Annotated in this window: 9 protein-coding genes; 8 read left to right on the top strand and 1 reads right to left on the bottom strand. The window is 75.1% G+C overall.

Features of this window, described 5'->3' with window-relative positions; all coding sequences use genetic code 11:
- Window positions 1–239 precede the first annotated feature (239 nt).
- Window positions 240–1,223, bottom strand: coding sequence for a helix-turn-helix transcriptional regulator (locus ACGFSC_RS38060; protein ID WP_359909584.1), 984 nt, complete (start codon window positions 1,221–1,223; stop codon window positions 240–242).
- 333 nt (window positions 1,224–1,556) lie between these two features.
- Between ACGFSC_RS38060 and ACGFSC_RS38065 the strand changes: the two genes are divergently transcribed.
- From ACGFSC_RS38065 to ACGFSC_RS38100, 8 genes are all read left to right on the top strand, one after another.
- Window positions 1,557–2,852, top strand: coding sequence for an IS256 family transposase (locus ACGFSC_RS38065; RefSeq protein ID WP_359909581.1), 1,296 nt, complete (start codon window positions 1,557–1,559; stop codon window positions 2,850–2,852).
- A gap of 185 nt (window positions 2,853–3,037) precedes the next feature.
- Window positions 3,038–3,196: a hypothetical protein gene (locus ACGFSC_RS38070; protein ID WP_359909578.1), complete on the top strand. Its 159-nt coding sequence runs from the start codon at window positions 3,038–3,040 to the stop codon at window positions 3,194–3,196.
- A 108-nt stretch (window positions 3,197–3,304) separates the two neighbouring features.
- The gene (locus ACGFSC_RS38075; protein WP_359909576.1) at window positions 3,305–3,517 is read left to right on the top strand and encodes an MbtH family protein; all 213 of its coding nucleotides are present in this window, start codon (window positions 3,305–3,307) and stop codon (window positions 3,515–3,517) included.
- A 517-nt stretch (window positions 3,518–4,034) separates the two neighbouring features.
- Entirely contained in the window at window positions 4,035–13,796 is a 9,762-nt protein-coding gene (locus ACGFSC_RS38080; RefSeq protein WP_359909573.1) for an amino acid adenylation domain-containing protein, read from the top strand.
- 124 nt (window positions 13,797–13,920) lie between these two features.
- Window positions 13,921–20,991, top strand: coding sequence for an amino acid adenylation domain-containing protein (locus tag ACGFSC_RS38085; RefSeq protein ID WP_359909570.1), 7,071 nt, complete (start codon window positions 13,921–13,923; stop codon window positions 20,989–20,991).
- Between the two features lie 104 nt (window positions 20,992–21,095).
- Window positions 21,096–22,142, top strand: coding sequence for a class I SAM-dependent methyltransferase (locus ACGFSC_RS38090; RefSeq protein ID WP_359909568.1), 1,047 nt, complete (start codon window positions 21,096–21,098; stop codon window positions 22,140–22,142).
- Window positions 22,142–23,173, top strand: a complete 1,032-nt coding sequence (locus tag ACGFSC_RS38095) for an aminotransferase class I/II-fold pyridoxal phosphate-dependent enzyme (RefSeq protein WP_359909565.1) — start codon at window positions 22,142–22,144, stop codon at window positions 23,171–23,173. The genes ACGFSC_RS38090 and ACGFSC_RS38095 overlap by 1 nt, the downstream gene beginning before the upstream one ends.
- Before the next feature lie 223 nt (window positions 23,174–23,396).
- On the top strand, window positions 23,397–24,656 hold the full coding sequence (locus ACGFSC_RS38100; protein ID WP_359909563.1) for an MFS transporter: 1,260 nt from the start codon (window positions 23,397–23,399) through the stop codon (window positions 24,654–24,656).
- Window positions 24,657–24,710: the final 54 nt, after the last annotated feature.

The following is a 24,710-nucleotide window of genomic DNA, read 5'->3' on the forward strand; positions in this document are numbered from 1 at the left end:
CTTCGTCGGCATCGCCATCGAACTCCTCGTCTTCACCCCCGTCGAACGCCGCGTCCTGCGCAACCGCGGCCTCCTCACCACGAGCAAGTGAGGCAGCACCGAGGTCCTCGACCGGGCGGACGGGCCACCGTCCTGCGGCCACCCGACCAAGGGTCCTCCCCCGGCAATCGCCGAGCGGGCCCGGCGGAGATTCCGCCGGGCCCGCTCTCTCGTTTCCTCGTCAGTTCTCCTCGATGCCCTCAGAGTTCGTCGAGCGGCTCGTCGAGGACGCCCTGGCGGGCGATGATGTAGCCGAGGTGGCCGCGGCTGCGGCTGCCGAGGAGTTCGCTGGCCTTCTGGATGTGGCTGGAGACCGTCCGGGTGCTCATGCCGAGGCGGGAGGCGATGGCCTCGTCGGTGTAGCCGTTGACCATCAGGCGCAGGACGTTCTGCCGGGTGCGGGCGGTCAGCAGCCGGGGGCGGTGGTGGCCCTGCTGGTAGGTGACGGGTTCGGCGCGCTCCCACATCAGCTCGAAGATCTTGAGCAGGTACTCGACCAGCGGCGGGAGCTGGATGAGCATCGCCGCGGCGGCGCGGTCGGCGCCGGCCGGGATGAAGGCGGTGGAGCGGTCGCAGATGATCACCCGGTCGAAGACCTCGTTCAGGGTGCGCACTTGGGCGCCCTGGGCGGTGACCTGCTCGATGTAGGCCAGCGTCGGGCCGTGCGAGCGCACGGTGTGCTGGTAGAGGGTGCGCTGGCGCACGCCGCGGCCGGCCAGGGCGAGGTCGCGCGGGAGCGCGTCGGCCAGTTGCTCGGTGGCGCGGCCGCCGCCCGGCTGGGCGGTGAGCAGTTCCTCGGAGCAGCCGGCGACGGCCTTCTCCAGCGCGGGGCTGATCTCGTCGCCCGCCAGCAGCCGGATCGGCAACTTGGCCCGCCGCATGACGTCCTTGTAGGCGTGCTCGGCGGCGTGGAAGGAGGTGTGCAGCTCGGCGAGCCGTTCCTGGTGGGCCAGTACGGCGAGTTCGAGCGGCCGGGTCAATCCGGTGACGGCGATGTCGGGCGGGACGGGGGCCAGCCGCTGGCCGGAGCCGGGCAGCGGGCGCAGCAGACCCATCGCGAGCAGGCACTCGGGGGCCTCGCCGGTGGCCTCCCCCTCGACCAGTGCCGTGCGGTAGAACTCGATGCCCCGGTCGCAGAGCTGGGGTGTTCCCCTTTCCATGCTCTTGTCCTGGGTTGGGCACATCTGGGCATCCTTCCGGCTTCGGCATTGCGGTTTCACGAATGCCCGAACCGGCTTCCACCAGGCATCAGAACCGGCAAGATGAGAAGTGACTGCCGTTCGGAAGCCGCCCCCCGGGCTCCGACAGCCGTGAGTGTACGCCCAAAGGGCGCGGAAATCATCGGCTGACGGTAGTCGGGCGTGCACGCAAGCGGGGGAGCCGCCGGGCACGAGTACGACCGCACCCGGCAGCGGTGACCGGGGGATTGCCGGCCCATCGCACCTGACGTCCCGTCGGGGCGTCCGGAGCGGGGCGGTCGGTGAATGGAACGGCCTACAGACGGAAGGCACCCCCAGTTGCGAGCTGACTCCGATCCGGCGACACCGCCCGCCGCCCTCGCCGGCCTGGTGGACCAGCGCCTGGTGCGACAGTTGGCGGAGGCCGCCGCCGCACAGGTCGGCTCCGGCGCCGTCCGGTTGCTGGGCGACGGCGGGATCCTCCAGGCCTTCGCCAAGCAGTTGATCGAGGGCGCCCTGGAGCTCGAACTCCAGGAGCATCTGCGCGGTTCCGGCACCGGCACGGGCACCAACGGCCGCAACGGCGCCCGGGCCAGACGGCTGCTCACCGAGATCGGTCCGGTCGAGGTGCGGGTGCCCCGGGACCGCGAGGGCAGTTTCGCCCCGAAGTCCGTCCTCCCCCGGGCCCGGCGGCTGCCCGGGCTCGACCGGCTGGTGATCTCGCTGACCGCGCGCGGCCTCAGTTCGGGCGAACTGGTGGCGCACCTGGCCGAGGTGTACGGCGTGGAGCTCAGCCGGGAGACCGTCTCGGCCATCACCGACCAGGTGCTCGACGAGCTCGCCGAGCGGCGCGGGCGGCGGCTCGACCCGGTCTACCCGGTGGTCTTCGTGGACTCGGTGCGCAGCGGCCGCTCGGGCGGTCCGCTGGTGCACCTGGCGCTCGGGATCTCGGTCGAGGGCCGGCGCGAGGTGCTGGGCCTGTGGCCGGCCGCGGACGGGGAGCAGTGGCCCCAGGTGCTGGCCGGGCTGGCCGGGCGCGGGGTGCGGGAGGTCTGGGTGCTGGTCGGCGGCACCGGCGCGGTGCTGGCCGAGGCGGCGGCCGAGCAGTGGCCCCGTACCGTGGTGCACGGTTCGGTGGCCCATCTGCTGCACGGGGCGCTGCGGCACGCGCCCGGCGAGGACTGGAGTGCGCTCTCCCGGGCGCTGCGCGAGACCTGTACGGCGCCGACCGAGGCGGCCGCGCTGGAGCGGCTGTCCCTGGCCGAGCGGGAGTGGGGGCCGAGCCACCGCGAGGTGTTCCGGGCGTGGCGGGCGGCCTGGCCGCTGCTGGCGCCCGGCTTCCGTTTCGGGCCCGAGGCGCGGCGGCTGCTGACGGGCGGGGGCGCGCTGGAGCGGTTGCACGCGCGGCTGCGCCGGATCGAGCAGTCCGCGGGCCGGGTGCAGGACGAACGGGCCGCGCTCAAGCGCGCGTACCTGGCGACGCTCGCCCTGGAGTCGCCGGCCGGGACGGGCCGGCCGTGGGTCGAGGACTGGCCGGCCGTCCGGGAGGAACTGCGCCGGGGCTCACTGAGGCGCGCCGGGGTGCCCGCCTCCGCGCTGCGATGTCCCCCGCGCCATCGGAGTTCCCACCACTGATCTGACAGTGCCGGGTGTGATTTGGATCATGTCTGTCTGTTTTTGACACGATCTGCCCGGGCTTCCGGTTCCCGCATTGCGTGTTCACGATCACAGTCAGAGCTTCCACGCACGTTTGGGCCTTCGGCAGGATGCGTTTCAGAGCGAAGAGGGCAGACCGCCCTCCTCAGGAAGAGGAATTCGCGATGCCAAGCCTTGCCGTCCGCGTCCACAAGATGCTCGGGACACTCGCCGTTCTGCTGGCCGCCGTGGTGGGCCTCCAGCTCCACGCCCAGCCGCACCTGCCCGCCGTCTCCATCGCCGCCGTCGCCGGCCCCAGCGAGGACTCCGGCTGGGGTGCGTGAGCCGCGGCTCCGTTCGACCGCCCCGCTCCGCACCGCCCCGCACAGCTCCGCACCGTTCCGCACAGTTCCGAACAGCTCCAGACAGCTCCGAACAGAGAGGAACCGACGATGGCGAACCCGTTCGAGGATGCCGAGGCCAGCTACCTCGTCCTGGTGAACGACGAGGGCCAGCACTCGCTGTGGCCGGCCTTCAGCCCGGTGCCCGCCGGCTGGCAGCAGGCGTTCGGTGCCGCCGGACGGCAGGACTGCCTCGACTACGTCGAGCAGAACTGGCAGGATCTGCGGCCGAAGAGCCTGATCGCGCACCTGTCCGAGAACTGATCGCGGCCTCCGCGCACCGACCGTCGGACGGCTGAACGACCACACGGCCTCCGCACGGGGATCCCACGCCGAGCAGCCGCTCCCCCGGCCGCACCGCCCCGGCGACGAGCGCAGAGCACAGAGCACTGAGCACAGCGCGCACCACCCGCTCACCCGGCGCGGTACCGCGCCCGAGCCGCCGCCCGTCCGGCCGCTCCCCCGGCCGTCGGCCCACCGCCCCGCCGGAACCCGCCGACACCGCCCCGCCCCACCACCGCAGCACTCCACCGCCGCGCGGCGCACCCTCACGCCGCCGGCGCGGTCCCGTGTCCGACGTCTACGCGCGTGCACCGAAACGGCCCCGGCACACTCCCACCCTCCGCACCGCCGCGCCGCACGGCCGTCGCACCAAGCACACCGCAGCACCGCGAGACGACCGCAACATCGCTCCGCCGACCCCCGGGCCGACCGCCCCGGGGTCAACCCAGCTCGCCGCTCCCGCCACCGCGGGGGCCAGCCGCACAAGGGAGAGAGTCACATGTCCGGGGTCCAGCAGACGCACAGATCCGAGCAGCGGCCGGAAGCGGCCGAGGTCCTGTGCCGACTGTTCGCGGAGGTGCTCGGCCGGGAGTCGGTCGACCCCGCGGCGGGCTTCTACGACCTGGGCGGCGACCGGCCCGCCGCCGAGCGGCTGCTGGCCCGGGTGCACGCCGAGTTCGGCGTCCGCCTGGCGCTGCCCGTCCTGGCGGACGCCCCCACCCCCACCGCGCTGGCCGCCCGGCTGGCCGAAGGGGCACCCGCCCGACCGACCCTCACCGAGCTGGTCGACGCCCAGGTCGCCCGCACCCCGGACGCCCCCGCCCTGTACGCCGAGGGCACCACCCTCACCTACGCCGAACTGGACGCCCGCGCCAACCGGCTGGCCCGGGTGCTGGCCGCCCGCGGCCTGGGCACCGAGGACGTCGTCGCGCTGGCGCTGCCGAAGTCCCCCGAGGCGGTCGCCGCGATCCTCGCCGTCGCCAAGACCGGCGCCGCCTGGCTGCCCGCCGACCCGGCCTACCCGGCCGAGCGGCTGCGCCACATGCTGACCGACTCCCGCGCCGCCCTGGTGCTCACCACCGCCGGGGCCGCCGGGCAGCTGCCCGCGACCGACGCCCCCCGGCTGCTGCTCGACTCCGCCGAGCACCGGGCCGACCTCGACGCCCGGCCCGGCACGCCGTTCACCGCCGCCGAGCGGGTCCGGCCGGTGAGCGCCCTGAACACCGCGTACGTCATCTACACCTCCGGCTCCACCGGCGTGCCCAAGGGCGTGGCCGTCACCCACACCGGGCTGCCCAGCATGATCGGCACCCAGGTCGCCGCCACCGGGGTCGGCCCCGGCAGCCGGGTGCTCCAGGCGTCCTCGCTCAGCTTCGACGTCTCGGTCTCCGACCTGTCCGTGGCGCTCACCACCGGCGCCGCCCTGGTGCTGCCGCGGGAGCAGAGCCAGCTGGTAGGCGAGCCGCTGGCCGCCCTGATCGACCAGTACGGCGTCACCCACGCCGACATCGCCACCGCGATGATCTCCACCCTGCCCGACCTCCCGATGCCCTCGCTGCGCACCCTGATCGGCGGCGGCGAGGCGGTCTCCCGCGAGCTGGCCGCCCGCTGCGGCCGCGGCCGGCTGATGCTCAACAGCTACGGACCGACCGAGGCCACCGTCATCGTCAGCATGAGCGAGCCGCTGACCGGCGACGAGCTGCCCCCGATCGGCCGGCCCTGCCAGGACGTGCGCATCCACGTGCTGGACGAGCGGCTGCGCCGGGTCGAGCCGGGCACCGTGGGCGAGCTGTACCTCGCCGGCCCGCACCTGGCCCGCGGCTACCTGAACCGCCCCGGCCTGACCGCCGAGCGCTTCGTGGCCGACCCGTACGGCGGGCCCGGCGAGCGGATGTACCGCACCGGCGACCTCGGCAGCTACCGCCCGGACGGCCAGCTGGACTTCCTCGGCCGGGCCGACGACCAGGTGAAGATCCGCGGCTTCCGGGTGGAGCTCGGCGAGATCGAGCAGACCCTCTCCGCCCACCCCGAGGTCCGCCAGGCCGTCGTGCTGGTCCGCGAGGACCGCCCGGGCGAGCGCCGCCTGGTCGGCTACACCGTCGGCGCCGCCGACCCGGCCGAGCTGCGCGCGTACTGCGCCGAGCGGCTGCCCGACCACATGGTGCCCACCGTCGTGGTGCTCGACCGGCTGCCGCTCACGCCCAACGGCAAGGTCGACAAGCGCGCCCTGCCCGCGCCGGTGTTCGGCGCCGGCGAGGAGGAGGGCCGCGCCCCCGCCGGGGAGCTGGAGCACATCCTGGTCCGGCTGTTCGGCGAGGTGCTGGGGCTGCCCCGGGTGGGCGTCACCGACTCCTTCTTCGAGCTCGGCGGCGACTCCATCGTGGCCATCCAGCTGGTTTCCCGGGCCCGGCACGCGGGCCTCCAGCTCACCCCGCGCGAGGTGTTCCTCGCCCCGACCGTCGAGGCGCTGGCGCGGATCGCCCGTCCGCTGGAGGGCCCGGTCGTCGTCGAGCCCGCCGGCGCCGGCCTCGGCGAGGTGCCGCCGACGCCCATCGTGCACTGGCTGGCCGCCCAGCACGGCGCGGTCGAGAGCTTCTACCAGTCCACCGTGCTCACCCTGCCCGCCGGCACCCCGCAGGAGCACCTGACCGCCGCCGTCCAGGCCCTGCTCGACCACCACGACCTGTTCCGCGCCCGCACCTCCCCGCTCGCCGAGCGCCCCTGGACGCTGCACGTCCCCGAGGCCGGCGCCGTCCCCGCCGACGCCGTGCTGCGCCGGGTCGAGGGCCCGGCCACCGCCGAGGCGCTGCGCGCCGAGACCGGGGCCGCCCGCGAGCGCCTGTCCCCCGAGGACGGGCGGATGGTCCAGGCCGTGCGCTTCGACGCCGGTCCGCAGGCGCCCTCGCAGCTGCTGCTGGTGATCCACCACCTGGTGGTGGACGGCGTCACCTGGCGCATCGTCGAGGAGGACCTGCTCGGCGCGCTCGCCGCGCTCCGCGAGGGCCGCGCCGTCGAGCTCGCGCCGGTGCCCACCTCCTTCCGCCGCTGGGCCCAGCGGCTCACCGCCGAGGCGAACACCGACCGCCGGGCCGCCGAACTCCCGCTCTGGCAGGCCGCGTTGGCCACCCCGGACCCGCTGCTCGGCGACCGCCCGCTGGACCCGGCCACGGACACCTACGCCACCGAGGGCCTGCTGCGGCTCGTGCTGCCCGCCGAGACCACCCGGGCGCTGCTCACCAAGGTCACCGCCGCCTACCACGCCCAGGTCAACGACGTGCTGCTGACCGGCCTGGCGCTGGCCCTCGGCCACTGGCGCGGCCGGGAGACCACCGGACCCGACGGCGCCGTGCTGGTCACCGTGGAGGGCCACGGCCGCGAGGAGATCGTCGACGGCGTCGACCTGCACCGCACCGCCGGCTGGTTCACCTCCGTCTACCCCGTCCGGCTCGCCCCCGGGGCGCTGGACTGGTCCGAGGTCACCGCGGCCGGCCCCGGGCTCGGCCGGGCCCTCGGCCGGGTGAAGGAGCAGCTGCGCGCCGTGCCGGACAACGGCATCGGCTTCGGCCTGCTGCGCCACCTCAACCCGGACACCGCCGCCGTCCTGGCCGGCTGCGCCGACCCGCAGATCGAGTTCAACTACCTGGGCCGCTTCGCGCCCGAGGGCGTCACCGCCGAGGACGTGCTCGCCGGCACCGAGGCGATGTCCGAGGGCGCCGCGACCGGCCTCGCGCTCGGCCGGGTGCTCGGCCTGGACGCCACCACCGTGGACACCCCGCAGGGCCCGCTGCTGGTCGCCCAGTGGTCCTACGCCACCGGGCTGCTCTCCGAGGAGCGGGTGCGCGCCTTCGCCGAGGCCTGGTTCGCCGCGCTGGGCGCGCTCGCCGGGCACGCCGATCGGCCGGACGCGGGCGGGCACACCCCCTCCGACTTCCCGCTGGTCGCCGTCACCCAGAGCGAGGTGGACGAGCTCGCCGCCCACCACGCCCCCGCCCGCCTGGTCGACGTCTGGCCCACCTCGCCGCTCCAGCAGGGCATGGCCTTCCACTCGGCGTACGACGCCGACGGCGCGGACGTCTACACCTCGGTCGTGACCTTCGACCTCACCGGCCCGGTGGACGCCGACCGCCTGCGCACCGCCGCCGAGGCGCTGCTGACCCGCCAGCCGAACCTCAAGGCCGCGTTCCACCAGCGGCACGACGGCCCGCCCGTGCAGGTCGTCCCGGACGGCGTCGAGCTGCCCTTCACCGTCGTCGACCTGAGCGCCCACGCCGACCCGGCGGCGGAGGCCGCCCGGATCGCCGCCGCCGAGTACGGCCGCCGCTTCGACCTCGACCGCCCCCCGCTGCTGCGCTACACCCTGATCCGGCTCGCGCCCGGGCGCCACCAGCTGATCGCCTCCGCCCACCACATCCTGCTGGACGGCTGGTCCACCCCGCTGTTCGCCGAGGAGCTGTGGGCCCTGTACTTCGAGCAGCCGCTCGCCCCGGCCGCCCCGTACCGCGAGTACCTGCGCTGGATCACCCTGCGCGACGGCGAGGCCGCCCGCGCCGCGTGGGCGCAGGCCCTGGCCGGCGCCGACGAGCCCACCCTGCTCGCCCCCGGCCGCTCCGCCGCCACCCCGCAGCTGCCGCTGCGCCTGCACACCGGGCTCACCCCGGAGACCACCGAGGCCCTCGCCCGCACCGCCCGCCGTTACGGCGTCACCCTCAACACCCTGGTCCAGGCGGCCTGGGGCGTGCTGCTGGCCCGGCTCACCGGGCGCGAGGACGTGCTGTTCGGCACCACCGTCTCCGGCCGGCCGCACGACCTGCCGGGCGTGGAGCGGATGATGGGCCTGCTCATCAACACCGTGCCGGTGCGGGTGCGCCTGAAGCAGTCCGAGAGCTGGGGCCAGCTGCTGCTGCGCCTCCAGCACGAGCAGTCCGCCCTGCTGGACCACCAGCACCTCAGCCTCACCGAGATCCAGCAACTCGCGGGCATGGGCAGCCTGTTCGACACCGTCACGGTGTACGGCAACTACCCGGACCCGTCCGCCCTGGACGACGCCGACCCGAGCGGCGCCACCCGCGTCCACCTGGTCGAGGACGTCGACAGCGCCCACTACCCGCTGGCGCTCGCCCTCACCCCCGGCGACGGCCTGCAGCTGCGGCTGGACCACCAGCCGGACGCCTTCACCTCCGACGAGGCCCGCGCCCTGCTGGACCGCTTCCTCGCCCTGCTCGACCGGATCGTCGCCGACCCGGCCGAACTCGTCGGCACCGTCGAGGTGTTGACCTCGGCCGAGCGCGCCGAGCTGATCACCGGATGGAGCGGCACCAGCACCCCGCTGCCGGAGGGCTCGCTGCCCGAGCTGTTCGAGGCGCGGGTCGCCGCGACCCCGGACGCGATCGCGCTCACCGCCGAGGACGCCGAGCTGACCTACGCCCAGCTCAACGCCCGGGCCAACAGCCTGGCGCTGCGGCTGGTCGAGGCCGGGGTCGTCCGGGAGACGCCGGTCGCGCTGATGATCGACCGCTCGGCCGCCCAGGTGGTGGCGATCCTGGCGGTGCTCAAGGCCGGCGGCCTCTACGTGCCGCTGGACGACGCCCAGCCGACGGACCGGCTGCGGACCGTCCTCGCGGACGCCGGGGCCGGGCTGGTGCTGGCCGACGCCGCGCACCGCGAGCACCCCGCGCTGGCCGGCCTGACGGTGCTCGACCCGCACGCCGGGGAGCACCCCGAGAACCTCGGACTGCCGCAGTACGCCGACCAGTTGGTGTACGTGATGCACACCTCCGGCTCGACCGGCGTGCCCAAGGGCATCGCCATCACCCACCGCGCGGTGGTGGACCTCGCGCTCGGCGGGCAGTTCACCGGCGGCGGCCACGAGCGGCTGCCGGTGCACGCCCCCTCCGCCTTCGACGCCTCCACCTACGAGATCTGGACCCCGCTGCTCTCCGGCGGCCAGCTGGTGATCGCCCCGGCCGGCCGGCTCGGCATCGCCGAGCTGGCGGCGGTGATCGGCCACGAGCGGACCACCTCCGCCTGGATCAGCGTCGGCCTGTTCAACGTGCTGGCCGCCGAGGCCCCGGAGACCTTCGCCGGGCTGCACGAGGTGTGGACGGGCGGGGACATCGCCTCGCCGGTCGCCATGCGGCGGGTCCTGGACACCTGCCCCGGGCTGCGGCTGGTCAACGTCTACGGGCCGACCGAGACGACCACCTTCGCGACGCACTTCCCGATGACCTCGGCCGCCGAGGTGCCCGCCGTCGTGCCGATCGGCCGGCCGCTGCCCAACAACCGGCTGTACGTGCTGGACGCCGGGCTGCGCCCGGTGCCGGTCGGCGTGGCCGGCGAGCTGTACATCGGCGGCACCGGCATGGCCCGCGGCTACGTCGGGCGCCCCGGCCTGACCTCCGAGCGCTTCACGGCCTGCCCGTTCGGCGAGCCCGGCAGCCGGATGTACCGCACCGGCGACGTGGTGCGCTGGACGCCCGCCGGCGAACTGGAGTTCGTCGGTCGAGCGGACGACCAGGTCAAACTGCGCGGCTTCCGGATCGAACTCGGCGAGGTGGAGGCCGCGTTCACCGCCCACCCGGCCGTCGGCCAGGTCTGCGTGGCGGTCCGCCAGGACCAGCCGGGCGACAAGCGCCTGGTCGCCTACGTCACCGGCGAGGTGCGGGCCGACGAGCTGCGCGACTTCGTCACCGAGCGGCTGCCCGGCTACATGCTGCCCGCCGCGATCGTCGTCCTCGACGAGCTGCCGGTGAACCCCAACGGCAAGGTGGACCGCAAGGCCCTGCCCGCGCCCGACTACAACGGCGCCGACGGCGGGCGCGAGCCGCGCAACGCCACCGAGCAGGCCCTGTGCGGGCTGTTCGCCGAGGTCCTCGGGCTGGCCCGGATCAGCATCGACGACAACTTCTTCGACCGCGGCGGCCACTCGCTGCTCGCCACCAAGCTGGTCAGCCGCATCCGCGCCGGCCTCGGCGCCGAACTGCCGATCCGCACGCTCTTCGACAACCCGACGGTGGCCCTGCTGGCCGCCGCGCTGCCCGACTCCGCGACGGCCCGTCCGGCCCTGCGGCCGGCCGAGCGCCCCGAGCGCGTGCCGCTCTCCTCCGCCCAGCAACGCCTGTGGTTCATCGAGCAGTTCGAGGGACCGAGCGCGCTCTACAACACCCCCGTCGCGGTCCGGCTCACCGGCGCCGTCGACCTGCCCGCCCTGGAGCGGGCGGTCCGGGACGTGGTGCGGCGGCACGAGGTCATGCGCACCGTCCTCCCGACCGTCGACGGCCAGCCCCACCAGCTCGTCACCGAGGCCGCCGAACTCGCCCTGCGGCACGCCACGGTGGCCGACGAGGCGGAGCTGCGGGCCGCGCTGTCCGCGGCCGGCGAGGAGGTCTTCGACCTCGCCCGCGACCTGCCGGTGCGCGCCACCCTGCTGTCGCTGCCGCACGACGAGCACGTCCTGCTGGTGCTGATGCACCACATCGCCAGCGACGGCTGGTCGGTCGGCCCGCTCTTCCGCGACCTCGCCGAGGCGTACCGGGCCCGGACGGCCGGCACCGAGCCGCAGTGGGAGCCGCTGCCGGTGCAGTACGCCGACTACACCCTCTGGCAGCGCGAGCTGCTCGGCACCGACGAGCGGCCCAGCGCCCTGCTGACCGAGCAACTCTCCTACTGGCAGCGGGCCCTGGCCGACGCCCCGGAGGAGCTGGCGCTCCCCTACGACCGTCCGCGCCCGGCCGTGCCGGGGCACCGCGGCGGCCTGGTGGAGGTCACCGTCGACGCCGAACTGCACAGCGCGCTCGGCGAGTTGGCGGCAGCGCAGCACGCCAGCCTGTTCATGGCGCTGCAGGCCGTGGTCGCCGTCCTCTACACCCGTCTCGGCGCGGGCACCGACCTGCCGATCGGCACCGTGGTGGCCGGGCGCACCGACGAGGCGCTCGACGACCTGGTCGGGTTCTTCGTCAACACCCTGCTGCTGCGCACCGACACCTCCGGCGACCCGAGCTTCCGGGAGCTGCTGGACCGGGTCCGCCGCACCGACCTGGACGCCTACGACCACCAGGACATCCCCTTCGAGCGGCTGGTCGAACAGCTCAACCCCACCCGCACCCCCGCCCGCCACCCGCTCTTCCAGACCCTGGTGGCGCTGGAGGGCCGGGTCACGGTGCCGGACGCCTTCGGCGACCTGGGCTGCGCGGAGCACCCCTTCGAGCTGGACGTGGCCAAGTTCGACCTGTCCTTCCGCTTCACCGAGCAGGGCCCGCAGGCGGGCCTGACGGTGGCGGTCGAGTACGCCGTCGACCTCTTCGACCACGCCACCGTGGCCGCCCTCGGCGAGCGGCTGCTGCGCGTCCTGCGCGCCGCCGTGGCCGCCCCGGACGCGCCGATCGGCGGCATCGAGATCCTCGACCCGGCCGAGCGCGAGCAGCTGCTCACCGGCTGGAACGACACCGCCGCGCCCGTCCCGGACGCGACCCTGCCGGAACTGTTCGAGGCCCGGGCCGCCGCCACCCCCGACGCGCCGGCCGTGGTCTCGCAGGACGGCACCCTCAGCTACGCCGAGCTGGACTCCCGGGCCGAGCACCTGGCGGCCCACCTGGCCGACGCCGGGGTCGGCGCCGAGACGCCGGTGGTCCTGCTGATGGACCGCTCCGCCGACCTGCTGACGGCGATCCTCGCGGTGGCCAAGGCGGGCGGCACCTACGTCCCGCTGGACGACCGCCACCCGGCCGAGCGGCTGCGCGGGATCACCGCCGAGACGGCCGCGGCCCTCGTCCTGGTCGACCCGGCCCACCGCGACCACCCGCTGGCCGCCGACGCCCCCTGCCCCGTCCTGCCGCTCACCGCGGGCTGGTTCGACGGTCCGCGCGAGCGGCGCGCCCACCGGGCCGCGCCCCACCCGGAGCAGCTCGCGTACGTGATGTTCACCTCGGGCTCCACCGGGGAGCCCAAGGGCATCGCGATCAGCCACCGGGACGTGGTGCAGCTCGCCACCGACCCGTGCTGGCGGCACGACGAGGGCCTGCGGGTGCTGTTCCACGCGCCGCACGCCTTCGACGCCTCGACCTACGAGATCTGGGTGCCGCTGCTCTCCGGCGGCCAGGTGGTCGTCGCGCCGCAGGGCGACCTGGACGCGGCCGCCATCCGGGAGCTGGTCCGGGTCCACGCGCTCACCCACGTGCACGTCACCGCCGGTCTCTTCCGGGTCATCGCGGAGGAGGACCCGGACATCTTCGCCGGCGTGCGCGAGGTGCTGACCGGCGGGGACGTGGTCTCCGCCCCGGCCGTGCGCCGGGTGCTGGAGGCCGTCCCGGGCATCGCGGTGCGGGCCCTGTACGGACCGACCGAGACCACCCTGTGCGCCACCCAGTACCCGATGCCCGACGCCGCCGCGGTGCCGAGCACGGTGCCGATCGGGCGTCCGCTGGCCAACACCCGGCTGTACGTGCTGGACGCCGGTCTGCAGCCGGTGCCGGCCGGCGTGGCGGGCGAGCTGTACATCGCCGGGGCCGGCCTGGCCCGCGGCTACGTCGGCCGCCCGGCGCTCAGCGCCGAGCGTTTCGTCGCCTGTCCCTTCGACGGGCCGGGCAGCCGCATGTACCGCACCGGCGACCTCGCCCGGTGGACCGCGGAAGGCGTCCTGGAGTTCCTCGGCCGGGCCGACGACCAGGTCAAGATCCGCGGCTTCCGGATCGAACTCGGCGAGGTGGAGGCCGCGTTCACCGCCCACGAGGGCGTCGGCCAGGCGCTCGCGGTGGTCCGCGAGGACCAGCCGGGCGACAAGCGCCTGGTGGTGTACGCCACCGGCAAGGCCACCGACGGCGAACTGCGCGCCTTCGTCGCGGACCGCCTCGCCGGCTACATGCTCCCGGCCGCCGTGGTCGTCCTGGACAGCCTGCCGGTGACGGCCAACGGCAAGGTCGACCGCCGGGCCCTGCCCGCGCCCGAGTACGCCGGGGCGGCCGAGGGCCGCGCCCCGCGCACCGAGCGCGAGCGGGAGCTCTGCGCGCTGTTCGCCGAGGTGCTGGGAGTGCCGACGGTCAGCATCGACGACCGGTTCTTCGACCTCGGCGGCCACTCCCTGCTCGCCACCCGGCTGGTCAGCCGCATCCGCGCCACCCTCGGCGCGGAGCTGCCGATCCGCACGCTGTTCGACGCACCCACGGTGGCCGCCCTCGCCGCCGTCCTGCCCGGCGGCGAAGCGGCGCCGGCACCGAAGAAGGCCCGCCCGGCCCTGCGGCCGATGCGGCGCCCCGGAAGCCAGGCCTGACCGGCGGCGGGACGCGGGCCGCGCCACTGGCGCGGCCCGCCCCGGCCGCACGACCGCTCCGCCCCACCGGACGGAGCAGCCCCACCAGCCACAACAGCCGTACGTCGCCAGTCGGAGGCAGACCTTGATCCCGTTGTCGTTCGCCCAGCAGCGGCTCTGGTTCATCGAACAGTTCGAGGGACCGAGCGCCCTCTACAACACTCCGTTCGCCCTCCGGCTGACCGGCGGGCTCGACGCCGCCGCCCTCGAAGGGGCGCTCGGCGACGTGGTGGACCGGCACGAGGTGCTGCGCACCGTCTTCCCCACCACCGACGGCCAGCCCCACCAGCACATCCTCGCCGAGGGGCGCCCGCCGCTGCACCGGGTGCCGGTCGCCGACGAGGCCGAGCTGCACGCGCTGATGCACGAGGCCGCCGGGCAGGTCTTCGACCTCGCGGCCGACCTGCCGGTCCGGGCCTGGCTGTACGCCCTGCCCGCGCCGGACGAGCACGTCCTGCTGCTGCTGACGCACCACATCGCCAGCGACGGCTGGTCGGTCGGCCCGCTCTTCCGCGACCTCGCCGAGGCGTACCGGGCCCGCCTGGCCGGCACCGGGCCGCAGTGGGAGCCGCTGCCGGTGCAGTACGCCGACTACACCCTCTGGCAGCGCGAGCTGCTCGGCGAGGAGGACGATCCGGAGAGCGTCGTCTCCCTGCAACTCGCCCACTGGCAGCAGGAGTTGTCTGGCCTGCCGGAAGAGCTGGCACTCCCGTACGACCGTCCGCGCCCGGGCCGGCCGAGCCGCCGCGGCGGCGCCGCCGACTTCGAGCTCGACGCCGAACTGCACGGCGAGCTCACCGAGTTGGCCTCGGGCCGGCACGCCAGCCTGTTCATGGCACTGCAGGCCGCGGTCGCCACCCTCTACACCCGCCTCGGCGCCGGCACCGACCTGCCGCTCGGCACCCCCGTCGCCGGCCGCACCGACGAGGCCCTCGACGACCTGGTCGGCTTCTTCGTCAACACCCTGCTGCTGCGCACCGACACCTCCGGAGACCCGAGCTTCCACGAGCTGCTGGACCGGGTCCGGCGCGCCAACCTCGACGCCTACGACCACCAGGACATCCCCTTCGAGCGCCTGGTCGAACACCTCAACCCCACCCGCACCCCCGCCCGCCACCCGCTCTTCCAGACCGTCGTCACCCTGAACGCGGAGCGGGCCGACGACCTCGCCTTCGGCGCCGCGACGGGCACCCCGGTCGAGGTCGGCGAGGCGCAGGCCCAGTTCGACCTCAACTTCAACTTCGTCGAGCGGCTCGCCCCCGACGGCACCTGCCTGGGCGTGCGCGGCGCCGTCGACTACGCCGCCGACCTCTTCGACCACGCCACCGCCGTCTCCCTCGCCGAACGGCTGGTGCGCGTGCTGCGCGCCGCCGCGGCCGCCCCGGACGCGCCGATCGGCGGCATCGAGATCCTCGACCCGGCCGAGCGCGAGCAGCTGCTCACCGGCTGGAACGGGCCGGCCGCGCCGGTCGACGAGCGGAGCCTGCCCCGGCTGTTCGAGGCCCGGGCCGCCGCCACCCCCGACGCCCTCGCCCTGGTCTCCGACACCGAGCGGCTCGACTACACCGAGCTGAACGACCGCGCCAACCGGCTCGCCGCCCTGCTGCTGGAGCGCGGCCTGACCACCGAACAGCCGGTCGCGGTCCTGATGGAGCGCTCCGCCGGACTGCTCACCGCCGTCCTCGCCATCGCCAAGGCCGGCGGCACCTACGTCCCGCTGGACGACCGCTACCCGCTGGACCGCCTCCAGCACATCCTCGCCGACACCCGTACCGGCCTGCTCCTCGTCGACCCCGCCCACCAGGGCCACCCGGTGCTCGCCACCGAGGGCTTCGCCACCGTCGAGGTCACCGCGGCGCTGCTCGCCGAGGCCCCCGCGGCGGGCAACCCGACCGTGCCGGTCCTGCCCGGCCAGCTGGTCTACGTGATGTACACCTCGGGCTCGACCGGGGTGCCCAAGGGCGTCGCCGTCACCCACCGCAACGTGGTCGACCTGCTGGGCAACCCGCACTTCCGGGCCGGGCACCACGAGCGCGTGCTGCTGCACTCGCCCACCGCCTTCGACGCCTCCACCACCGAGATCTGGGCGCCGCTGGTCACCGGCGGGGCGATCGTCCTCGCCGACCCCGGCGAGCTGGACATCCGCCGCCTCGCCGAGACCATCACCACCCACGAGGTGACCCTGGTCCAGGCCCCGTCCGGCCTGCTGCGGCTGATGGCCGACGAGAACCCGGCCGCCTTCCGCAACGTCCGGCAGGTGTGGACCGGCGGCGACGTCGTCCCGCCGGAGTCCGTGCGCCGGCTCCACCGGGCCTGCCCGGACACCGACGTGGTCGCGGTGTACGCGCCCACCGAGACCACCGCCATCAAGACCACCTTCACCATGAGCCCGGGCGGGCCCGTCCCCGCCGTGGTCCCGATCGGTCGCCCGCTGAACAACACCCGGCCGTACGTGCTGGACACCGCGCTGCGGCCGGTGCCGGCCGGCGTGGCCGGCGAGCTGTACCTCGCCGGGGCCGGCCTGGCCCGCGGCTACGTCGGCCGCCCCGGCCTGACCTCCGAGCGCTTCACGGCCTGCCCGTTCGGCGAGCCCGGCAGCCGGATGTACCGCACCGGCGACCTGGTCCGCTGGACCGCCGACGGCGTCCTGGAGTTCCTCGGCCGGGCCGACGACCAGGTGAAGATCCGCGGCTTCCGGATCGAACTCGGCGAGGTGGAGGGCGCGTTCACCGCCCTCCCGGCCGTCGGCCAGGCCTTCGCCGTGGTCCGCGAGGACCAGCCGGGCGACAAGCGCCTGGTGGTGTACGCCACCGGCGAGGGCGATCCCGCCGAGCTGCGCGCCGCCGTCGCCGACAGCCTGCCCAGCTACATGCTCCCGGCCGCCGTGGTCGTCCTCGACGCCCTCCCGGTGACCGCCAACGGCAAGGTCGACCGCCGCGCGCTGCCCGCCCCCGACTGGACCGGGACCGGCGAGGGCCGCGCCCCGCGCACCGACACCGAGCGGGCGCTGTGCGAACTGTTCACCGACGTCCTCGGGTTGGACCGGATCGGGATCGACGACAGCTTCTTCGACCTGGGCGGCCACTCGCTGCTCGCCACCAAGCTGGTCAGCCGCGTCCGTACCGCGCTCGGCGCCGAACTGCCCGTCCGGGCCCTGTTCGACGCCCCCAGCGTGGCCGCGCTGGCCGCCGTCCTGCCCGCCCCGGGCGCCGCCCGTCCGGCCCTGCGACCGGTCGAGCGGCCCGAGCGCGTCCCGCTCTCCCCGGCGCAGCGACGCCTCTGGTTCATCGACCAGTTCGAGGGCCCGAGCGCGCTCTACAACACCCCGTGCGCGGTCCGGCTGACCGGCCCGGTCGACGCCGACGCGCTCCGCACGGCCCTGGCGGACGTGCTCGACCGCCACGAGGTGCTGCGCACCGTCTACCCGACCACCGACGGGCAGCCGCACCAGCTGCTCCTGGACGCCCCCGAACTCCCGCTGCACACCGTGCCGGTGGACGGCGAGGAGGAGCTCGCGCGGGCGCTGGCCGAGGCCGGGTCGCAGGTCTTCGACCTCGCCCGCGACCTGCCGGTGCGCGCCACCCTGCTCTCGCTGCCCGGCGAGGAGCACGTCCTGCTGGTGCTGATGCACCACATCGCCACCGACGGCTGGTCCGTGGTCCCGCTGCTGCGCGACCTCGCCGAGGCGTACGGGGCCCGCCTCGCCGGCACCGCCCCCGACTGGCGGCCGCTCGCGGTCCAGTACGCCGACTACACCCTGTGGCAGCACGAGCTGCTCGGCACCGACGAGCGGCCCAGCGCCCTGCTGACCGAGCAACTCGCCTACTGGCAGAGCACGTTGGCCGACCTCCCGGAGGAGTTGACGCTCCCCTTCGACCGCCACCGCCCCGTTGCCCCCAGCCGCCGGGGCGCCGCGGTGGAACTCCGGACGGACGCCGCACTGCACGCCTCCCTGGCCGAGTTGGCGCAGCGGAGCCGGGCCAGCGTGTTCATGGTGATGCAGGCCGCGCTGGCCACCACCCTCAGCCGGATCGGCGCGGGCACCGACCTGCCGATCGGCACCGTGGTGGCCGGGCGCACCGACGAGGCGCTGGAGGACCTGGTCGGGTTCTTCGTCAACACCCTGGTGCTGCGCACCGACACCTCCGGCGACCCGAGCTTCCGGGAACTGGTGGAGCGCGTCCGGGTCGCCACCCTGGACGCCTTCGAGCACCAGGACGTGCCCTTCGAGCGGCTGGTCGAGCTGCTCAACCCGGTGCGCTCGACCGCCCGCCACCCGCTGTGCCAGGTGATGCTGACCTCCGGCGGCGAGGCCGGGGGGATCAGCCTCGGCGGCCTGCCCGGCCGGGTCGAGCAACTGGACTCCGACCTCGCCAAGTTCGACCTGACCTTCGCCTTCAGCGAGAGCTTCGACGCGGACGGCGCGCCCGCCGGGCTGGGCCTGACGCTGGAGTACGCCGTCGACCTGTTCGACCGGTCCACCGCCGAGGCGACGGCCGCCCGCTTCGAGCGCGTCCTGCGCGCGGTGCTGGCCGACCCGGAGCAGTCCGTGAGCCGGGTCGAGGTGCTGGCGCCCGAGGAGCGCGAGCAGCTGCTCACCGGCTGGAACGACACCCGGGAGGACCTCCCGCCCGGCACCTTCCCGGCGCTCTTCGAGGCGCGGGCCGCCGCCCGCCCGGACGCCGTCGCGCTCTCCTTCGGCACCGAGCAGGTCACGTACGGCGAACTCAACGAGCGCGCCAACCGCTTCGCCCGGCTGCTGATCGAGCACGGCGCGGGCCCCGAGCGGTTCGTCGCGATCGCCCTGGAACGCTCGATCGAGCTGATCGTCGCCCAGCTCGCCGTGCTCAAGGCCGGCGCGGTCTTCCAGCCGCTGGACCCGCGCTACCCGGCCGACCGGATCGCCTACATGCTGGACGACGCCCGGCCCGCGCTGGTCCTCACCAGCAAGGCGCTGGCCGACGGTCTGCTCGCCGACAGCACCGTCCCGCGGCTGCTGATCGAGGACCTGGACGCCTCCGGCCACCCGGCGCACGACCTCACCGGCACCGCGATCACCCCGCACTCGGCCGCGTACGTCATCTACACCTCGGGCTCCACCGGCCGCCCCAAGGGCGTGGTGGTCACCCACACCGGCCTCGCCGCCATGGTGGAGGGCCAGCGCCGGGGCCTGGCCGTCACCCCCGACAGCCGGGTGCTGCTGTTCGCCTCGCCGTCCTTCGACGCGGCCGTCTGGGAGCTGGGCATGGCCCTGCTCACCGGCGCCCGGGCCGTCCTCGGCGACGCCGACCAACTGCTGCCCGGCCCCTCGCTGACCGACCTGATCGCCGAACAGGGCGTCACCCACCTGACCCTGCCGCCGACCGCGCTCGCCGTGCTGGCCCCGGACGCGCTGCCGCGGGGCGGAACCCTGGTGGTCGCCGGCGAGGCCTGCCCGCCCGACCTGGTCGAGCACTGGTCGGCCCGGCTGCGGATGGTCAACGCCTACGGCCCGACCGAGTCGACCGTCTGCGCCAGCATGAGCAGCCCGCTCAGCGGCCGGACCGCCCCGCCGATGGGCCGGCCCGTGCCGGACACCCGGCTCTACGTCCTGGACGCGGCGCTCCAGCCCGTCCCGGCCGGGGTCGAGGGCGAGCTGTACATCGCGGGCGCCGGCCTGGCCCGCGGCTACCTCAACCGGCCGGGCCAGAGCGCCGAGCGCTTCGTCGCCGACCCGTACGGCACCCCCGGCAGCCGGATGTACCGCTCGGGCGACCTGGTCCGCCGCCAGGCCGACGGCACCCTGGAGTACCTGGGCCGCACCGACCACCAGGTCAAGATCCGCGGCTTCCGGATCGAGCCCGGCGAGATCGAGGCCGTGCTCGCCCGGCACCCCTCCCTCGCCCAGGCGTTCGTGCTGGTCCGGGAGGACCGCCCGGGCGACCGCCGGCTGGTCGGCTACGCCGTCGCCCGCCCCGGGCACGCGGTCGACCAGGCCGCCCTGCGGGCCCACGTCGGCGCGACCCTGCCGGACTACATGGTGCCCTCGGCGATCGTCGCCCTGGACGCCCTGCCGCTGACCGCCAACGGCAAGGTCGACCGCAAGGCCCTGCCGGCCCCCGACACCGCCTGGCTCGGCTCCGGGCGGGCGCCCGCGACGCCCCGGGAGGAACTGCTCTGCGGCCTGTTCGCCGATCTGCTCGGGCTGGAGAAGGTCGGCGTGGACGACAACTTCTTCGAGCTGGGCGGGCACTCGCTGCTGGCCAGCCGGCTGGTCGCGGGCCTGCGCGAACTGGTCGGCGAGGGCGAGGAGATCGGCGTCCGCACACTGTTCGAGGCACCGACCGTCGCCCGGCTGGCCGAGCGGCTCGCCCAGGGCCCGGCCGCCGAGAGCTTCCCCGTCCTGCTGCCGATCCGCACCCGCGGCTCGCGCCCGCCGCTGTTCTGCGTCCACCCGGCCGCCGGCATCAGCTGGGTCTACACCGGCCTGCTGCGCCACCTCGACGCCGAGCAGCCGATCTACGGACTCCAGGCCCCCGGCCTGGCCGACCCGACCGCGCACCCGGCCTCGGTCGAGGAGCTGGCCCGCACCTACCTGGCGCAGATCCGCTCCGTGCGCCCCGAGGGCCCGTACGCCCTGCTCGGCTGGTCCTTCGGCGGGGCCGTCGCCCACGCGATCGCCGCGCTGCTGCGCGAACAGGGCGAGGAGGTCCGGCTGCTGGCCCTGCTGGACGCCTACCCGGGCACCGGCGAGCCGGGGCCCGAGCAGTGGCGGGACGACCCGGCGCAGCTCGCGGTGATCCTCGACTCGCTCGGCCACCCGGCCGGGGAGATCACCGCCTGGCCCGCGGACGAGGACGGCTACGCCGCGCTCGTCCGGGGCGACGAGGGCCCGCTCGCCGGCCTCAGCGGCGCCGGGGTGGCCCGGGTGGTCTCGGTCTTCCAGTCCAACGCCGAGCTGTCCCACGAACTCCCGCTGCCCGGCTACGACGGCGACGCGGTGTTCTTCACCGCCGCCAAGGACCGGCCGGCCGACGCCCCCGACCCGGAGAGCTGGCGCCCGCACCTGGGCGGTCGGCTCGACGTCCACGAGGTGCCGAGCACCCACGGCGCGATGACGGGCTCCGAAGCGCTCGCCGTCATCGGCCCGGTGCTCGCCGCCCACCTGACTCCCTGACCCGCCCGCACCACCGACTCGACACCCCTACCGACCGCAGGCGACCGACCTGCGCACACCACGCGGGCCGCACCCGGCCCGCCCACGGAGAAACGGACACCACCATGACCACTGCGGCCATCCCCGACACCTGGCGTGGCATCACCCCGTCGCCGATCACCTCGACCGACGCCTACAACGGCTTCATCGCCGCCAACGTGATCTTCGCGCTGGACCGGATCGGCCTGCTGGAGACGATCGGGCGCGGCGAGCCGCTCTCGGCCGCCGAGGCCACCGCCCGGGCCGGCGACACCGCCCGCACCGAGGCCGTGCTGCGCGCCGCCGCCGACTACGGCTACCTCAAGGCCGACGGCGACGCCTACCTGCCCACCGAGGCGGGCCTGGAGATCGCCGCCGCGCGCGGCTACTTCACCTGGGCCGTCGGCGGCTACCACGACGTGTTCGGCCGCGCCGGCCACCTGAGCGCCGGCACCCACCGCTACGACCAGGACGTCTTCCGCGACGAGGCGATGGTCGCCCTCGGCTCCGCCCAGTGCGACCAGTCGCTGTTCGCCGCGCAGCTGACCGACGTGCTCAGCGGGATCGACTTCCGCACCATCGCCGACCTGGGCTCCGGCACCTCCGCCCGGGTGCGCCGCGTGGTCTCGCAGCGCGAGGGCACCCGGGGCCTGGGCATCGACATCAGCCGCCCGGCCACCGACATCGCCCGCCGCGACATCATCGAGGCCGGCATGCAGGACCGGGTCACCGCCGTCCGCGCGGACGTCCTGGGCCTGCTCGGCACCCAGATCGACAACGACGCCGAGGCCGCCGAGGTGGCCGAGGTCGACACCGTGATCAGCTTCTTCCTGCTGCACGACCTGCTGGCCGACCCGGCCACCCGCTCCTCGATCTTCACCCGGATGCGGGAGGCCTTCCCGAAGGCCCGCACCTTCGTCCTCGGCGACACCATGCTGCGCGACCCGGGCACCTCCGACGGCGCCCAGCCGGTCTTCTCGGTCGGCTTCGAGCTGGCGCACGCGATGATGGGCGTCCCGCTGCACACCAAGGCCACCTACGAGACCCTCTTCACCGACGCCGGCCTGCGGATCGACCGCGTCGAGGCGCTGGCCACCCCGCACTCCTGGCTCTACGTCCTCCAGGCCGACTGATGGCCGCCCCGTCGACCGCCAGACACCTGCTGGCACAGAACGAGCACCCGTACCCGCCGCTGCCGTCGGTGCTGGCCGCGCTGGCCGAGGCCAGTGCCGACCTGCACCGCTACCCGGACTTCCGGCCGGAGCGGATCGCCGGGATCGTCGCCGACTGGCAGGGCGTCCCGGCCGGCCAGGTCGTGGTCGGCCACGGCTCGGCGGGCGTGGCGCTGGACCTCTTCCACACGGTGGTCGAGCCCGGCGACAACGTGGTGCACTCGGATCCCTGCTTCGACGCGTACCCGCTGTTCTGCGAGATCGCCCGGGCCGAGGCCCGGCCGGTCCCGCTCGGCCCCGACGCCCGGCACGACCTGGCGGCGATGGCCGAGCGGATGGACGAGCGCACCCGGATCGTCGTGCTGTGCAACCCGCACAACCCGACCGGCACGGTCTACTCCTGGGCCGAGCTGACGGAGTTCTTCCGCCGGGTGCCGTCCACCGCGCTGATCCTGCTCGACGAGGCCTACGTCGACTTCGCCCGGGACTGGCAGGCCCCGGAGGTGCCGGCCCGGATCGCCGAGTGGCCGAACCTGGTGGTGCTGCGCACCCTGTCCAAGTCCCACGGCATCGCCGCGCTGCGGATCGGCTACGCGCTGGCGGAGGAGTCGGTGGCCCGGCGGGTGCGGGACCACCAGGTGCCGTACGCGGTGAACCGGCTCCAGGAGGCGGGCCTGCTCGCGGCCGTCGCCGCCGAGGACGAGATGGCGCGCCGGATCGCCGAGATCGCCGCGGAGCGGGAGCGCACCGAGGCCGAACTGCTGCGGCTCGGCTGGACGGTGGCGCCCAGCGTCACCAACTTCCTGTGGGTCGACGCCCCCGGCGACCAGCTCCCGCTGCGCGCGGAGCTGGAGCGCCTGGGCGTCGCCGTCCGGTACTACCCCGGCCGGGGCATCCGGGTCGCCATCGGCGAGAAGGACGCCAACGACGCGGTGATCGAGGGTTTCGCCGCCGTCGCACCGCTCGCCCCGGCCCACCCCGTCGCACCCTGAACCACCCGGCGCCCTGAGCACCCCGCGTGCGTCAGGGCGCACCCCGGGCACCCGGGGCGCCGGCGGGCGCCCCGGCACCGGCGCACCACCGCACGGCCCTGTTCCACCGCACGGCCCTGTTCCACCGCACCACCGCACAGCCCCCGCACCACCCCGTTCCACCGCACACCCCCGCGCACCCCCGCACACCCCGAAGCGCCGTCGGCGCAGCGAAGGAACCGCCATGCACCCGCTGTTGGCCCGCCCGGAGTTCCGGCGCTACCTCGCCGGGCAGACCCTGTCCGTCCTCGGTGACAGCGCCCTCTCCATCGCCCTCGGCATCTGGGCCAAGGTGCTGACCGGCAGCAACTCCGCCGCCGGTCTGGTGCTGTTCTGCTTCTCCGCGCCCCTGCTGCTGCTGCCGCTCGGCGGCCTGCTCGCCGACCGGGTCCGGCGCAAGCCGCTGCTGGTCGGGGTCAACCTGGCGGTGGCGGTGTCACTGCTGCCGCTGCTGCTGGTCGACGGCCGGGACACGGTCTGGATCATCTACTGCACCGCCACGGTCTGCGGTCTGGCCGGGGCCGTCCTGGCCCCGGCGCAGAGCGCGCTGCTGCGCAGCATCCTGACGGAGCGCCAGGACTTCGGGGCGGCGGCCGGACTGACCCAGAGCGCCCGGGCCGGCACCACGCTGGTGGCGCCGCTGCTCGGCTCCGGGCTCTACGGCTGGTTCGGCGGGCACGTGGTGGCCGTGGCCGACCTCGTCGTGCTGCTGCTGGCGGCACTGAGCTTCCTCACCCTGCGGGTGGCGGAGGTCAAGCCGGAGCCCTCGGGCCTGCGTTGGCGCACCGAGGTGCTGGCGGGCTTCGTCCACCTGCGCGGCTCGGTCGGACTGCGGCCGCTGGTGGTGGCCACCGCCGGCGCCGGCTTCGTGCTGAGCCTGCTCCAGCCGGTGCTGTTCGCGCTGACCCAGCACGGGCTGCACCGCTCGCCGCAGTTCCTCGGCGTCCTGGAGACCACCGAGGCGGTCGGCGCGCTGGTCGGCTCGGTGGTCGGCGGCCTGCTGATCGGCCGGCTCGGACCGCGCCGGACGGTCATGGCGGGATCGGCGGTGTTCGGCCTCGGCATCGTCCTGCTGCTGGCCCCGTCGCTGTACGTGGTGTCGGCCGGCCTGGTGATCGCGGGCGCGGGCATCCCGGCCGCCCTGGTCGGGCTCGCCACCGCCGCCCAGGCGTCCACCCCGCCGCAGCTGATGGGGCGCGCCCAGGCGGCCGTCAACCTCTCGCTCACCGCGCCGCAGGCGCTGGCCGTGGGCGTCGGCTCCGGTCTGGTGGCCGCCCTGGACTTCCGGGTGGTGCTGGGCGTGATGGTGGTCGGCGCGCTGCTCGCGGCCGCCCACCTGATCGGCAAGCCGGAGGCCCCGACGGAGCCGCCGGAGCCCGAGGACGCGTCCGAGGGCGACGGCCCGGCCGAGCCGGAGGACGCCAAGGACCTCCAGCCCACCTGACCGGCCCCGGCCGGCCCACCGGCCCGCCCGCCCGGACTCCGCACCACGTGAACG

The sequence above is a fragment of the Kitasatospora sp. NPDC048715 genome, from assembly GCF_043198905.1.
Taxonomy (GTDB): Bacteria; Actinomycetota; Actinomycetes; order Streptomycetales; family Streptomycetaceae; genus Kitasatospora; species Kitasatospora lactacystinica.